Genomic DNA, 13,779 nt, shown 5'->3' with positions numbered 1-13,779 from the left:
TTACCCCGCGCGTTTCTTGAGCCGGGGATCCAGCATGTCGCGTGCTGCATCGCCCAGGAGGTTGATCGATAGGATGCACAGCGACAGCATCAGCCCCGGATAGAGGATCAGTTCCGGTTTGATGCGGAAAAACATCCGCCCCTCGGCCATGATGTTGCCCCAGGTTGGCGTCTCGGTAGAAACGCCTGCGCCCAGGAAGCTGAGGACCGCTTCGGTGAGTATGCCGGACGCGAGGATGTAAGTGCCCTGGACAATCAGCGGTGCAAGCGTGTTCGGCATCAGATGTCGGAAGAGAATTTTCGGCATGGACGAGCCTAGGGCGATGGCGGCCTCGACATACGGTTCCTCTCGCGCGGCGAGCATGACGGCCCGGACAAGGCGCACCACGCGGGGGATTTCAGGGATGGTGATGGCGGCGATAACAGAGCCGACAGAAGGGCCGTTCAGCGCCACCAGCGCAATGGCCAGCAGGATCGAAGGGATCGCCATCAATGCATCCATCATCCGCATAATCACCGCATCTGCGGTTCGGAAGAAGCCGGCGATCATGCCGATCACCATTCCAAAAGACACGGCCACCACCGCTGTCGTGATGCCGATGGCCAGGGACAGGCGCCCCCCGATCAGCACGCGCGAGAGGACATCACGGCCGAAATTGTCCGTGCCGAGCGGATGGCCATCGATCCGGCCTTTCAAGCGAACGAGCGGGTCCATCCTAAGGGGATCGTGTGGGGCAATCCAAGGTGCCAGAATGGTGACCGCAACGATCAGCAACAGCACTACGATGGCAACCATCGGAGTCAGACCCAGGTTGGGCAGGCGGATCAGCCGAAGGAAAGGCTGCGTGGCGGAAGCGGGCTGTACTTGTAGTTTATCCCTCATCAGTAACGGATCCTCGGGTCAAAGAAGGTGTAGCTGAGATCGATTAGCAGGTTCACCAGCACGTATAGGAAACTGGTCAGCAGGATCATCGCCTGAATGACCGGGTAATCACGGGCCAGGATTGCGTCGACGGTCAGTCGCCCGATGCCAGGGATGTTGAAGACGGTTTCCGTCACCACCACGCCGCCGATCAGCAGTGCAAAGCCTGAACCGATTACGGTGAGGATCGGCACGGCGGCATTCTTGAGCGCGTGGCGGAACAGCACGCGTCGTTCGGGAGCGCCTTTGGCTCTGGCGGTGCGGATATAGTCTTCGCCCATCACTTCCAGCATGTTAGCCCGGGTCATCCGGGCGATCAGCGCCACGTAGATTGCGGTCAGCGTGAGCGCGGGTAGGAAGGCATTGGACAGAAAAGGCCCGAACCCGGAGATGATCGATGTATAGCCCTGGACAGGGAACCAGCCCAGTTTCAGCGAAAAGATCAGGATGAAGACGTAGCCGATCACGAAGACCGGAACCGAGAAGCCCAGCACCGAAAAGCTCATCACTGCATAGTCGGCAGCGCTGCGATGTTTCCATGCGGCGATGACACCCATCGGCACGGCAATGCAGATCGACATTATGATGGTCAATAACGCGATTGCCAGGGTCGGGCCTATCCGGTCTGCGATCATCGACGAAACCGGCGTATTGGAAATTAGAGAAGTACCCATATCGCCGCGTAAAAGCTGGCCTATCCATTTAATGAACTGGATATGCACCGGCTGGTTCAACCCCATGGCCTCGCGGATGCGTTCGAGTTGTGCGGGCGCAGCCAGGTCGCCGGCGATGATCGCGGCCGGATCCCCGGGGGTCAGGCGTAGGAGGGCGAAGACAAACACGGCGACCAGCAACATGACCGGGATCACGGCCAGAATCCGGCGCAAGATATAACCTAGCATGGAGAACCTCCGGTTCAAAGAGAGGCAAGGGCGCTCCTGGCGCCCCCGCATGACGCATCACTGGGCCTTCTGCAGGTTCCAGAATACCGGTACAGGCGAGTTGATCATGCCGGTGATCCTTTTCTGTCTCGCCTGGGGAAGGGTATTCTGCCCCAGCGGCACCAACAGGACGTTGTCGATCGCATGCTTCTGGATCTTTTCGCCAACAGCCTTCCGCGTCTCGGCGTCGGTGGCGGCTATGTATTCCTTTTTCAGGGTCTCGATCTTGTCGTCCGTAGGCCAGCCGAACCAGGCATCGGTACCGCGACCATTTAGCATCAGGTTCGAAATCGGGTTGGAGATTTCGGGTACGATCAAATAGGTCGCAAAGAGGTTCCAGCCGCCGTCGGCCGGAGCTGCCTGCGAGGCACGACGCGTCACCAGCGTCTGCCAATCCATCGGTTGCAGATCGACGGTAAAGCCGGCATTACGCAGCATCTGGGAAATGACGACCGGCTGCGTTGACAACGCCGACAGATCTGTTGGCGCCAGCAATACGACCGGTGTGCCGTCGTAGCCCGCTTCTTTCAACAATGCCCGGGCTTCCTCAACGCCGCCGCCTTGTGTCAGCGTCTGGCTACCTGTCTCGCTTTCCAATGGGGTGCCGCAACCCAGCACTGCGCCGCAGATCGAGTAAAAATCCGGATTGCCGACCATTGCTGCAAGGACAGGCTCCTGCGAGATTGCCTTGAGTGCCGCCTGCCGGACTTTCACGTTGTCGAAGGGCGGGTGCAGGAAGTTCATGCGTGCGATGATTTGCATACCAATCGGTTCGCGGATTTCGACCGTGACATTGGGGTCGTTTTCCAGCAGCGGTACCAGATCGACTTCCATCTGTTCGATATAGTCGATCTCGCCGCTCGACAGCGCATTCACCGCTGTCTGGATGTCCGGCATGTTCACCCACTTCACCTTGTCCACGTGCACCACCTTGCCGCCGGCCATCCAGTCGGCAGGCTCCTTCCGAGGCACATAGTCATTGTTCTTGGCATAGGTGACGCTGATGCCGGGTTGGAATTCATCCTTGACGAAAATGAAAGGACCGGAGCCGGTGTAATCGGAAATCGACTCGGTCACGGGCGTTTTCGCTACACGCGCGGGCATGATGAAGGGTGCCAAGGTCGATTGTTTGGACAGGATTTCCAGCATGGGAGCGAAAGGCTCCTTGAGGGTCCAGGTAATGGTTTTGTCATCGGCAGCGTCGAGCTTTTCCGTGCGGTCCATGATGACCTGCCCGCCCGGATCCTTCTGAACCCAGCGGTTCAAAGAGGCTACTGCATCGGCCGCCGTCACCGGCTGCCCATCGTGGAATTTCAAGCCATCGCGCAAAACAAAGGTGTAGGTTCGTTTGTCGTCGGAGACAGTCCAGTCAGCCATCTGTGGTTGCGGCTGGAATTTTGCGTCCTGCGCGATCAGCACGTCATAGATCATATAACCATGATTACGCGTTATCTGTGCGGTTGAGGTGACAGGGTCCAGTACGCGTAACCCCGAGTGCATGACGGCGTTAACGGTTGTCTCGGCCCACGCGACGTCGGTTATTAAGGCTAAGCTAAAAAGTGTGGCGATGATGTTCTTGAACATTTTATTCCTCTCTGGTTTGTTGTAGCCTTCCACATTCGATCTTACTGTCGGCTTATTTGAATTGTGGACCAAGAGCCTCTGCGTGGCAGACCCGCGTCCGTTGAGTATTCCCAGTCATCATCTTGCGGCCACACGCCGGTATCAGCCTTGGTATCAAACCGGGACCTATCGAAAGTTATTGTCGCCCTCTCCGGCAACCTGGCGGAAGGAAACGCTGCCTTGGCGCAATTCGCAGATGTAGCAACGGCCCTGCCCAACTGCCGGGGGTGGTTCAGACAACAGGTGTCTGGCGAAAGGAATTTCGACGAAACGTCGAACTGCTCGCCGCAGTGATCGAGCACCGAACTGGCGGTCGAAACCTTCCTTGGCGAGATATTTTCTGAGGGACGGCGAAATCTCGATATGCGTCTCGTGGCGGGTGAGACGACGGTTCAGTTTTTCCAGTTCAAGCTCGACAATGGCGTCGATACAGGCATGGTCAATCCAGTTGAAGACATCGATGTGGTCTATCCGGTTGACGAATTCGGGTGGAAAGCGACCGAGCAAAGCCTTTTGCGCGATGGCGCTGGCGGGAGCACGAAGGCTGCCCGGTTGCAGGAACTTTCGCCATAACGGGCCTTCTTCCGCCTCGGCCTTCCGGCGCAACTCCTCGGCACCAAGGTTCGAGGTCATGAAGATGATCGCATTTCTGAAGGAGTAGGTGCGCTCACCCGAGGCAGTCGTCAGGATACCGTTGTCAAAGACGTTCAGCAAAGACAGCACCACGGTCGGGCTGGCCTTCTCGAGTTCATCGAACAATACGATGCCCGGCATGCCGGAGGTGCCTTCGATCTTGTCCTGGTCGAGGATGGTTCGCCCCTCCTTCGATCCGACATAGCCTGGCGGCGCCCCCGAGATTGCTGCAGCGTAATGCTCTTGCGAAAGCGTGTTCATGTCGATCCGGCATAGCGCATCGGCATCGCCATGCATCGCCCGGGCAAGCACCCGCACTAGTTCGGTTTTGCCAACGCCTGTGGGGCCCATCAGAAGTGACGTGTAAAGTGGGCGACGTGGATCTGCGATATCGGCGCGGACTATCCGCAGCATATCGACTACCGCCTCAATCGCGTCAGCCTGTCCGATTATGTCGCGGTGCAGATGGCTTGCGATTATATCGACATCAAACTGGAACCGGCTGTTCAGACCGGTCCCGCTCGCCAACCGATGAGTCGCAATCACGTTTTCGACGGAACGTGTTTCCGCACACAGGGCGTCAGCGTTTTTCTGCCGCCTTGCGGTATCGGCCAGCATGTCGTTGAGGAAAGGCATGTCTTCCGAACTCCGTCTCATGCGCTTGTGTGACACTGCATGCACCAGCTCCCCTCAGCGGAGGCCTCAAGCTTCCTTTTCCCTGGCTTTGGTCGGAAGGCTGCCAACGGGGCAATTGGCAACGCCTACGGATGTGCGGGTGAATTCTTCGACCTGCTGGCGGGCCTTTTTGGCATCCGTCACCCAGGTTTTGTAGAATTCGAACGGGCAATCGGCGATGCCCAGATCCCCCTCTCCGGCGGCATGGACCCCGGTATATCCGCGGTGAAGAAGCTTGAAGAGGTGGTTCTGCGACTGATCATTCGCACGGGCGTCGCGGATCTCGGGGATCGAGAGTTGGGCATATTGGATGCCGTATTCCTCCTCGCCGCACTCGCCCAAGGTGCGACCGTCGAAGCCGATCAGCGCCGAATGGCCGAAATAGCAATAGACGCCATCGAAGCCTGTTGCATTGGCAACTGCGACGTAACAATTGTTTGCCCAGGCCATGGCCTTTGCCATCAGCACCTGCTGCTCTTTGGCCGGATACATATATCCCTGGCAGCGCACGATCAGCTCGGCCCCCTTCATCGCGCAGTCGCGCCAGATCTCCGGGTAATTGCCGTCGTCGCAGATGATCATCGAGACCTTGAGGCCTTTTGGTCCTTCGGCGACCTGGGTCGCGCTGCCGGGATACCAGCCCTCGATGGGGCACCAAGGCAGGATCTTCCGGTAGGTCGAGACAATCTCGCCCTTGTTGTTCATCAGGATAAGTGTGTTGTAGGGCGGCTTTTTCGGATGATCCTCATGCCGCTCGCCGGTGAGCGAAAATATGCCCCAGACATTGGCCTTTCGACACGCACGGGCGAATATTTCGGTCTCGTCACCCGGAATCGTGGCGGCAGTGTCATACATTTCCTGCTCGTCATACATTATCCCCTGAAGCGAATACTCAGGGAATACCACCAGATCCATCCCGGGCAGGCCCTGCTTCATGCCGACGATCATCTCTCCGATCTTTTCGGCATTCGCGCGTACCTCTTCGCGGGTGTGAAGCCTCGGCATCTTGTAGTTCACGACGGCCACGCCCACAGTATTGGGGCTGCTGGAAATATCACCGTGTCTCACTGAAGCTCTCCTCTTTCGATTAAAGGGTTGATCATCCGAGAAAATCCGGCGCGCCGTCGGTTGGGCCGCATGAGCGTCAAAGCCGACGGCGACGGGATTTCCTGTTCCTCAACCGGATAAGATCATGTGAAATGACGCGTCTCAGGGACGCGAACTGTCATTCGTCGGCGAATGCGATCAGGTTTTGTCAAACCCTTCCGGCCCGCCGACATTCTCGACCGTTTCGCCCTTGCCGACGCGGACAAAGACGTAGTGAACATTGTCACCGCCTTCGAGGATTTCACAACGGTGGATCTTTCGACGGGGAAAATAGGCGTATTCGCCTTCGCCAAGCTCGAAGGATTCTTTTCCGCCTACGCCATGGTCAACGCGGATACGACCCGAGAGCATGTACATCACGCTGTCGAAGTCCTGATGATGATGCCACTGACTGGGCGCATCAAGCGCGGTAACGTGGCACTGTCCTACCCAGAGATCACCTACTTCAAGCGCCTTGCGGCGGTTCTGTCCAGGGGTTATCGGACCTGGTTGCATATCTGCCTGACGAATAAAGCCGATTTCCTTGAATAAGCCTGTGGTCATTGTTTCCTCCATTTAAAGTGGTTGATTAGAAGAGTGTACGAAGGGTCTTGGGGAAACAAAATGACAATGTTTGTCGTGAAATGGACACCGATAGCGGTGAAATGCTTCAAGTTGCAGATCGGTTGGGTACTAATCCCTCCGATTGCCCAGCCGTGGAATGTGTTCATAAGGGCCAGAAACACGGGCAGACGGTTCAGGTCTGTTTTATCGCGATGTAATCGCATCTGAATATCTAAAATCCATTAAATAAATTTCTCAAATATCTATTCGGATGACATGATCACTTCATCGAAAAGCTAGCGCGGCTGATCGAAAGACAGGCCGATTGGGCCGCGACAACTATCTGTCTCCGAAAATGTGCTCTTCTTTGGCTTCGGGAGGTGGATTGCGCCAATGTTTCAAGAGTACAGCATGAGCCCCGCCTCGGGGGTGTCCTGCTTGTAAGCTTCACCGCGGCATTCATGATCGCGAATCCGCTAGCGGCCCTGATCAGCCGCAAGGACGACCCTCGCTAGGCAGACGTGCTCTTTGCGTGCCGGGCACTGGCAGAATCTGCCACACTTGCTCTATTATCAGGCCTATTGCCGTTTCTGTGACTCCGGTCGTTGCCTTCGGAGTCGGAAGATCTTTCACACTCGGGATGATCCTGCCTCCGTGAGTCCGCGCCGGGGTAACGCTGCTAATGCTTAGGTTCGCCCCTATCCTACCGCCACAACATTACCACCCCCGTCGGCTGTCATGAGCCCGTGGCAACCACTCAGGGGAGCGCATTGTTTCCGCCCCCAGTCGTTGTTCTGCACTGACACCGGCTCGCGCAAATAACCGAAAACAGCACGCTTGACGCGGATCGAGAGCTGGAGCTGATCGGTTTCGTCCCGCTCGCCAGCCGCATCGACAATGCTCTTGACGATGGCGATGACGTCGAGGCTTTCAACGTTGGGATCGCAGCTGAAGCCCGCGCCTTGAATGCAATTCGTGATGATGGCGATAAGGGCCTCGTTGGTATCTCGGTCCGGGACTATTGGCAACTGCTTCTCCAACTGGTCCAGCAGCCGGGCGAGAGCCGGGCGTCGCAATTGGAGGGCGACGGCTGCCTCGAGGATGCGCTCGAGCCTGTTGCGCGGCGGGCCTTCGCTCGCGATCTTTCGAATCTCGACCAGGAGCTCATTGTTCGACCTGGCAATGAGCTCGCGCGTGATGACCTCCTTTGTGGGGAAGTACTGATAGAGCGAACCGATACTCACACCAGCGACGCGTGCCACGGCATTGGTCGTAAAACCAGCCGGTCCCGTCGTTTCCAGAATGCGAGCTGCCGCCTCCAGAATATTGGCGACCGTTGCGGCGGAACGCGCCTGTCGGGGGCGTTTGCGAGGCTGGTTGGTCTGATCCATGGGCATGCGTCGTCTCGAATGCGAGATGTAAGAAGAGAGTTTATGCTCATATATTGTGCTACGCGACGCGTATTGTAAAGGCGCAGGACATGCTTTGAAAGATAGAAGAAGATCGCACTTTCGTCGAAATTGTCCTTTCTCGATGGCCCGCTGGAGATAACGTTCGCTTTACTAAAGAATGCCTACCCACCCCAAGCGATGAGGTCGCTGATCCTTGTCTATGAGGCGCTAATGCAGGCAGTTGTAAAAGCAGTTGGCGGCCTCTGACGGATTTCATGGTAGAAGAGAACGGAATGTCAAGCACCCTGCGTCCGTCGGCAGACCGTGGATCATGAATCCATTCGAAGGTGCTGCCAAGTGTTGAACACTCGACCGCACGGCCAATTTGATGGGCTGGCTCTTCATTTTAGACGGCCATTATAGGAGACGCTGGAGGACGTGCTTTTGCTGGTCGTAACCAGCCCTCTCTTCCATGGAGAGATAGTAAGCCTCGGAGGCCAGGGTCTTCATAGGAGCGCAGCATTCCCCTAAGTTTTTGGAAACTAGATACTTTGTCTAACAAGATCATCCTTGTTGGTTTGCGTTATCACACTCGCTCAAAGGCGATAGAGATCCCTTGTCCCACACCAGTACACATAGTCGCCAGTGCGTAACGTTTTGCAGCTAAAGGCAATTCGATCGCTGCTGTTCCCGTGATCCTTGCTCCTGACATGCCGAGCGGATGGCCAAGCGCGATCGCCCCGCCATTGGCATTCACCCGCGCATCGTCGTCGGCAATGCCGAGCTGGCGCAGTGTGGCAAGGCCCTGGCTGGCGAAGGCCTCGTTCAGCTCGATCACGTCGAGCTGCTCCTGCTTCAACCCGAGCCGTGCCAGGAGCTTGGCCGAGGCCGGCGCCGGGCCGATGCCCATGACGCGCGGCGGCACGCCGGCGGTGGCCCCGCCGAGAACGCGGGCAATCGGTGTCAGACCATATTTTCTCGCCGCTTCCGCTGAAGCGATGATGAGCGCGGCCGCGCCATCATTGACGCCGGATGCATTGCCCGCCGTTACCGTCGCGCCATCGCGCTTGTTCACCGGCTTCAGCTTCGCCAGCGCTTCGAGACTGGTCGCCCGCGGATGTTCGTCACTGGAGACAACAACCGGATCGCCCTTACGCTGCGGGATCGTCACCGGGACGATTTCCTTGGCGAGACGGCCGTTGGCCTGAGCATCAGCCGCCTTCTGCTGGCTGCGCACCGCAAAAGCATCCTGATCCTCCCGCGAGACCTGATAGTCGACCGCGACATTGTCGCCCGTTTCGGGCATGGAATCGACGCCATATTGTGCCTTCATCAGCGGGTTGACGAAACGCCAGCCGATGGTGGTATCGTAGATTTCGGCATTGCGCGAAAAGGCGCTTTCCGCCTTCGGCAGAACGAAGGGCGCGCGGCTCATGCTTTCCACGCCGCCGGCGATCATCAGTTCCGCCTCGCCCGATTTGATGGCGCGCGCGGCTGCGATGACGGCGTCCATGCCCGAGCCGCACAGCCGGTTGATCGTCGTTCCGGTCACGGAAACCGGCAGGCCGGCAAGCAGCAGCGACATGCGCGCCACATTGCGGTTGTCCTCGCCCGCCTGGTTGGCGCAGCCGAAGATCACATCCTCGACGGCTTCCCAATCGACGGAAGTATTGCGTTCCATCAGCGCCTTCAGCGGCACCGCGCCGAGATCGTCGGCCCGCACGGAGGAGAGCGCGCCGCCGAAGCGGCCGATGGGCGTGCGGATATAATCGCAGATATAGACTTCGGTCATGGATTTATCCTTAAAGTTCCGGGGCAACGAGATCGGCTACCGCACCATCCACAATGATCGGCGCGCCGGTCATGGCCTGCAATTCCTCAAACGTCATCGCCGGCAGTTTTTCGCGCAGCACGAAACGGCCGTCCACCACGTCGATCACCGCATGGCTGGTATAGATGCGGGTGATGCAGCCGACGCCGGTCAGCGGGAAGCTGCATTTTTCAACCAGCTTCGGTTCGCCGTTCTTGGTGACATGTTCGGTAATGACGAAAACCTGTTTGGCGCCATGCACCAGATCCATGGCGCCGCCGACGGCCGGCACGCCCTTGGAACCGACGCGCCAATTGGCGAGATCGCCATTTTGCGCCACCTGATAAGCACCGAGGATCGCCACATCCAGATGCCCGCCGCGCACCATGGCGAAGCTGTCGGCATGGTGGAAGAAGGCGGCACCCGGCTTCAATGTCACGGCCTTCTTGCCGGCATTGATGAGGTTCCAGTCCTCTTCGCCTTCCGGCGGGGCCTCGCCGAAATTCAATATACCGTTTTCGGTGTGGAAGATCGCCTGACGGCCGGGCGGCTGGTAGCGCGCCACCATTTCCGGAAAGCCGATGCCAAGATTGACGTAAGCGCCGTCCTCGATGTCCTGCGCCGCGCGCCAGGCAATCTGGGCGTTGGAAAGCTTGATATCGTCGCGGGTGTCGATGGTCTGGGTCATGCGTAGGCTACTCCGGCGCGAATGAGGACTTCTTCCTGTCGCGGATCGGGGATTTCCACGACGCCGTTCACGAAAATGCCGGGTGTGACGACGTGCTCCGGGTCGATCTCGCCGGCGGCGACGATCTTGGAGACCTGGGCGATGGTAGTCTTTGCAGCCATGCACATCAGTGGGTTAAAATTGCGACCCGCCTTGTTGTAGGTGAGGTTGCCGTAGGTATCGCCAAGCTCGGCCTTGACGATGGCAAAGTCGGCTTTCAGCCAGCGCTCCTGCACATAGGAGCGGCCGTCGAATTCTGCGATGACCTTGCCATTGGCCAGTTCCGTGCCGAAGCCCGTCGGGGTGTAGAAGGCGGGAATGCCGGCACCGCCGGCGCGGATGCGCTCCGCAAGCGTGCCCTGCGGCACCAGTTCCAGCTCGATGTCGCCGGCCAGATACCGGTCTGTGAAGGCGCGCGGATCGGAAGAGCGCGGGAAGGAGCAGATCATCTTTTTGACCATGCCGGCATCGATCATCGCGGCGATGCCTATGCGGCCATTGCCGGCATTGTTGTTGATAACAGTCAGGTTCTTCGGTCCCTTGTCGATCAGCGCGTGGATCAGCTCGATCGGCGCGCCGGAGCCACCAAAACCGCCGATCATGATCGTCGCACCGTCACCGATGCCCGAAAGCGCCTCTTCGGCGCTCTTGATTGTCTTGTCCATTCTCAAAACCTCCATCCAGCCGAGCGGATGGACCTGCAAGGCTGCGTGGCCCTGAGGTAAAGCCGAAACAGTCTCGACGGCAAGAGTTTTGTGCGTTATATGATTTTTGTTCGTATATCGCACAAATGGAGCTTGAGCATGGCCGTCAGTGAAAGAGACATGATGGGCGGTCTCGCCAAGGGTTTGCGGGTCATCGAGGCCTTCAGCGCCGAGCGGCCGCGGCTTTCCATCTCCGATGCCGCCGAGATCGCCGGGCTGGACCGCGCCACGACGCGGCGTTGTCTGCTGACGCTTTCGGAACTTGGTTATGCGGCTTATGACGGCAAGTTCTTCACCGTGACGCCAAAGGTGCTGCGGCTCGGCACCGGCTGTTTGGCCACCATGCCGCTTCCGAAGATCGTCCAGCCGCTCATCGACCGTCTCTCGGAGGAGATCGGCCAGAGCACCTCGGTTTCCATCCTGGACGAGACCGAAATCGTTTATGTCGCCCGCGCCGCCCAGCAACGGGTCATGTCCATTGCGCTGATGCCAGGTTCGCGTCTGCCCGCCTATTGCACCTCCATGGGTCGCGTTCTGCTTTCCGCACAAACACCCGAGCGGCAACGCGACATTCTCGGAGCTTCCCGGCTGGTTGCCCGCACGGAAAACACGATCACAGACATGCAAGCCCTGCTCACCGAAATCGAGGTGACCTGCCATCGCGGTTATGCGCTGATTGATCAGGAAGTGGAGATTGGCCTTCGCTCCATCGCCGTGCCGCTGAAAACCATGCGCGGCCAGACGGTTGCCGCGCTTAATGTCGGGCTTGCCGCTTCAGTCGCCTCGATGGAGGAACTGGTGGAGCGTTATCTCCCAGCGCTTCTTTCCGTTCAGCGGGAACTGGCGCGAATGCTGGTCTGAGGCTCTTACCGCGCGCCGGAATCACCCATTTTCGCTGTTCGGCCAGCGGCCAGGCGGGCGGCATCATGCACCGGTTGGAAGACCGGAGGGACGAGTGTTTCTAGGATGAAATCCGCCGCCGCCTCTATCACTTTGTCGAACGCAACGGGCCAATAATTGAAATAGCCCGCCACTCAGTCTTATCGCTCCACGATCTATCGCGCGATTAGGCGCAATAAGCCCCGCGATCGTGAGCGTCACAAAAGCGGCTTCTTCCCAACGGACGCCGACGACATCCGCACAGAGCGTCGGCATCGTTTGCAAAGGCTTATGCGGCTACTGACCACGGTCATACCCCAACAGGAACTCAATCAGCGGGCACGCGACCTCACCGACCGACCGCGAAAGTGCCTTGGTTACAGAAGCCCGGTCGGAGTTTTTGGTTCACTTCGCAGGGACGAGCGTGATCACCTACCCTTCATGACAGGCCTGATGAACTTGGAAATTATATCGTGACAGGTCCGAAGCCGGCATTGATGCCTATTCGCAGAAGGCGCTTTCCCGCGTCTGGAAGGCTGTGCGTTTCTCATGGTGGATGACGACGATGATGCATCGTTTTCCCGATACGGGAGATTTCGGCCAGCGCATACAGGAAGCGGAGTTGGATTACCTCGTGCAATCGCGCGCCGCTTCCACGGCCCTTGCGGAAAATTATGTCGGGCTTCCTTACTGAGAAGCAGCTTCCGTTTTCCCATCCAGCAACTCACCCGCCGCCTCGCGAATAGCCTGCATCAACAGCGACAACGGCAGCGAGGGCTGCGTATCGGCCCTCACCGTCAGCCCCACCGGCCCGCTGGTATCGCCGGTTTCGACCGGCAGGATCGCCAGAATGCCGTCCGTCACATCCGCCGCCACGACGCCTTCGGAGATGATCCAGATCGCATCGCTGGTGCGCAGGAAGGCGCGGCCGAAGGCGTCGGACACGGTTTCGATGCGGATCGGCAGGGCCGACACGCCGTTGGCGATGAGGAACTGCTCGACGACAGGACCAATCACCGATTGCCGCGTCGGCATCAGCACCGGATATTCATGCAGGTGATCGAACACCGAAAGGCCGGGTGACAGCAATGGGTGGCCGGCGCGCACCACGAAGCGCACTTTCTCCGAATAAAGATGCTCGAAGGAAAAGCCCGCCATTTTCTGCGGCGCGGCGAGACGCCCAACGACGAGATCGAGATCGCCGACACGCAGCTGCTCCAGAAGCACGGCGTTTTCGCCCGTCACGATCTTCACCGGGCTGCCGGTCTTTTCCGCCAGAAAACCGGCCATTGCCTGCGGCATGATCCGCACCGAAACCGTGGGCAGAGCGCCGACCCGCACCGGCGGACCGGCCCGTGCCGCCTCCTGCGAGACCGAATCGACCGCCTGTCGCAGCGCCGTCATCGTCGCACCGGCGTGGCGCAGAAACACCTCGCCATAACGGCTGATGCGGATGCCGCGCCCCTCCCGGTCGAACAATGACACGCCAAGAATCTCTTCCAGTTCGCGGATGGTCTTTGTCACCGCCGGCTGACTGACATGCAGGATTTCGGCGGCGCGGATGACGCTTTTCTGGCGCGCCACCTCCACGAAAGTCTGCAGGTGGCGAAACTTGATACGCTGGTCGACCATCGCTCGTATAATCCATAGGTTATGATTTTCATCGATAATGTCATTTTACTTAACCGGAACCGGCTTGCAATATCCCCGACAGGGAGGAGCACATCATGCATTTTCTGCGCTGCGGCGAGACCGTGATCCATTATCGCGTCAAGGGATTGGACAGCGGCAAGCCGGTCATCGCCTTCATCAATTCGCTTGGCAC

General features: G+C 58.5%; 12 protein-coding genes and 2 pseudogenes. 3 read left to right on the top strand and 11 right to left on the bottom strand.

Annotated elements, in window-relative coordinates:
• From EXN68_RS25630 to EXN68_RS25585, 10 genes are all read right to left on the bottom strand, one after another.
• On the bottom strand, positions 1 to 882 hold the full coding sequence (locus EXN68_RS25630) for an ABC transporter permease (RefSeq protein ID WP_142843431.1): 882 nt from the start codon (positions 880 to 882) through the stop codon (positions 1 to 3).
• Positions 882 to 1,823 carry an ABC transporter permease gene (locus EXN68_RS25625; RefSeq protein ID WP_142843430.1) on the bottom strand — a complete coding sequence of 314 codons (942 nt, stop codon included), beginning with the start codon at positions 1,821 to 1,823 and terminating at the stop codon, positions 882 to 884. The genes EXN68_RS25630 and EXN68_RS25625 overlap by 1 nt, the downstream gene beginning before the upstream one ends.
• 57 nt (positions 1,824 to 1,880) lie before the next feature.
• The gene (locus tag EXN68_RS25620) at positions 1,881 to 3,446 is read right to left on the bottom strand and encodes an ABC transporter substrate-binding protein (RefSeq protein WP_142843429.1); all 1,566 of its coding nucleotides are present in this window, start codon (positions 3,444 to 3,446) and stop codon (positions 1,881 to 1,883) included.
• A 165-nt stretch (positions 3,447 to 3,611) separates the two neighbouring features.
• A complete protein-coding gene (locus EXN68_RS25615; protein ID WP_142843428.1) occupies positions 3,612 to 4,754 on the bottom strand; it encodes an AAA family ATPase in 1,143 nt (380 codons plus the stop codon).
• Between the two features lie 66 nt (positions 4,755 to 4,820).
• Positions 4,821 to 5,861: an aliphatic amidase gene (locus EXN68_RS25610; RefSeq protein ID WP_142843427.1), complete on the bottom strand. Its 1,041-nt coding sequence runs from the start codon at positions 5,859 to 5,861 to the stop codon at positions 4,821 to 4,823.
• A gap of 177 nt (positions 5,862 to 6,038) precedes the next feature.
• Positions 6,039 to 6,443 (bottom strand): cupin domain-containing protein, encoded by a 405-nt coding sequence (locus tag EXN68_RS25605; protein WP_142843426.1) that lies wholly within the window; start codon positions 6,441 to 6,443, stop codon positions 6,039 to 6,041.
• 698 nt (positions 6,444 to 7,141) lie between these two features.
• The gene (locus tag EXN68_RS25600) at positions 7,142 to 7,834 is read right to left on the bottom strand and encodes a TetR/AcrR family transcriptional regulator (RefSeq protein ID WP_205125329.1); all 693 of its coding nucleotides are present in this window, start codon (positions 7,832 to 7,834) and stop codon (positions 7,142 to 7,144) included.
• Positions 7,835 to 8,420: 586 nt separating this feature from the next.
• On the bottom strand, positions 8,421 to 9,626 hold the full coding sequence (pcaF, locus tag EXN68_RS25595; RefSeq protein ID WP_142843424.1) for a 3-oxoadipyl-CoA thiolase: 1,206 nt from the start codon (positions 9,624 to 9,626) through the stop codon (positions 8,421 to 8,423).
• A gap of 10 nt (positions 9,627 to 9,636) precedes the next feature.
• Positions 9,637 to 10,332, bottom strand: a complete 696-nt coding sequence (locus EXN68_RS25590) for a CoA transferase subunit B (protein ID WP_142843423.1) — start codon at positions 10,330 to 10,332, stop codon at positions 9,637 to 9,639.
• Positions 10,329 to 11,036 (bottom strand): 3-oxoacid CoA-transferase subunit A, encoded by a 708-nt coding sequence (locus EXN68_RS25585; protein ID WP_142843422.1) that lies wholly within the window; start codon positions 11,034 to 11,036, stop codon positions 10,329 to 10,331. The genes EXN68_RS25590 and EXN68_RS25585 overlap by 4 nt, the downstream gene beginning before the upstream one ends.
• A 138-nt stretch (positions 11,037 to 11,174) precedes the next feature.
• Here EXN68_RS25585 and EXN68_RS25580 point away from each other — a divergent pair, with 138 nt between their 5' ends.
• Positions 11,175 to 11,936, top strand: coding sequence for an IclR family transcriptional regulator (locus tag EXN68_RS25580; RefSeq protein WP_142843421.1), 762 nt, complete (start codon positions 11,175 to 11,177; stop codon positions 11,934 to 11,936).
• Positions 11,937 to 12,417: 481 nt separating this feature from the next.
• A pseudogene (locus EXN68_RS25575) lies at positions 12,418 to 12,648 on the top strand (4-hydroxybenzoate 3-monooxygenase); the annotation flags it as partial.
• Here the strand turns inward: EXN68_RS25575 and pcaQ are convergent.
• A complete protein-coding gene (gene pcaQ / locus EXN68_RS25570) occupies positions 12,642 to 13,586 on the bottom strand; it encodes a pca operon transcription factor PcaQ (RefSeq protein ID WP_142843420.1) in 945 nt (314 codons plus the stop codon). The pseudogene EXN68_RS25575 and the gene pcaQ overlap by 7 nt on opposite strands.
• Positions 13,587 to 13,681: 95 nt before the next feature.
• On the opposite strand from pcaQ, the pseudogene EXN68_RS28135 reads away from it, so the two are divergent.
• Positions 13,682 to 13,779 (top strand): annotated as a pseudogene (locus tag EXN68_RS28135) (3-oxoadipate enol-lactonase); the annotation flags it as partial.

The organism is Martinezella rhizogenes, assembly GCF_007002745.1.
In the GTDB taxonomy this organism is placed as follows: domain Bacteria; phylum Pseudomonadota; class Alphaproteobacteria; order Rhizobiales; family Rhizobiaceae; genus Agrobacterium; species Agrobacterium cucumeris.
This window is presented reverse-complemented; position numbering and strand designations above follow the sequence as displayed.

Excerpts from the sequence above, each read along its gene's own strand:
- EXN68_RS25630 (WP_142843431.1), bottom strand. The coding sequence starts at position 882 with ATGAGGGATAAACTACAAGTACAGCCCGCTTCCGCCACGCAGCCTTTC.
- pcaQ (WP_142843420.1), bottom strand. The coding sequence starts at position 13,586 with ATGGTCGACCAGCGTATCAAGTTTCGCCACCTGCAGACTTTCGTGGAG.
- EXN68_RS25605 (WP_142843426.1), bottom strand. The coding sequence starts at position 6,443 with ATGACCACAGGCTTATTCAAGGAAATCGGCTTTATTCGTCAGGCAGAT.
- EXN68_RS25620 (WP_142843429.1), bottom strand. The coding sequence starts at position 3,446 with ATGTTCAAGAACATCATCGCCACACTTTTTAGCTTAGCCTTAATAACC.
- pcaF (WP_142843424.1), bottom strand. The coding sequence starts at position 9,626 with ATGACCGAAGTCTATATCTGCGATTATATCCGCACGCCCATCGGCCGC.
- EXN68_RS25625 (WP_142843430.1), bottom strand. The coding sequence starts at position 1,823 with ATGCTAGGTTATATCTTGCGCCGGATTCTGGCCGTGATCCCGGTCATG.
- EXN68_RS25600 (WP_205125329.1), bottom strand. The coding sequence starts at position 7,834 with ATGGATCAGACCAACCAGCCTCGCAAACGCCCCCGACAGGCGCGTTCC.
- EXN68_RS25580 (WP_142843421.1), top strand. The coding sequence starts at position 11,175 with ATGGCCGTCAGTGAAAGAGACATGATGGGCGGTCTCGCCAAGGGTTTG.
- EXN68_RS25590 (WP_142843423.1), bottom strand. The coding sequence starts at position 10,332 with ATGACCCAGACCATCGACACCCGCGACGATATCAAGCTTTCCAACGCC.
- EXN68_RS25615 (WP_142843428.1), bottom strand. The coding sequence starts at position 4,754 with ATGCCTTTCCTCAACGACATGCTGGCCGATACCGCAAGGCGGCAGAAA.
- EXN68_RS25585 (WP_142843422.1), bottom strand. The coding sequence starts at position 11,036 with ATGGACAAGACAATCAAGAGCGCCGAAGAGGCGCTTTCGGGCATCGGT.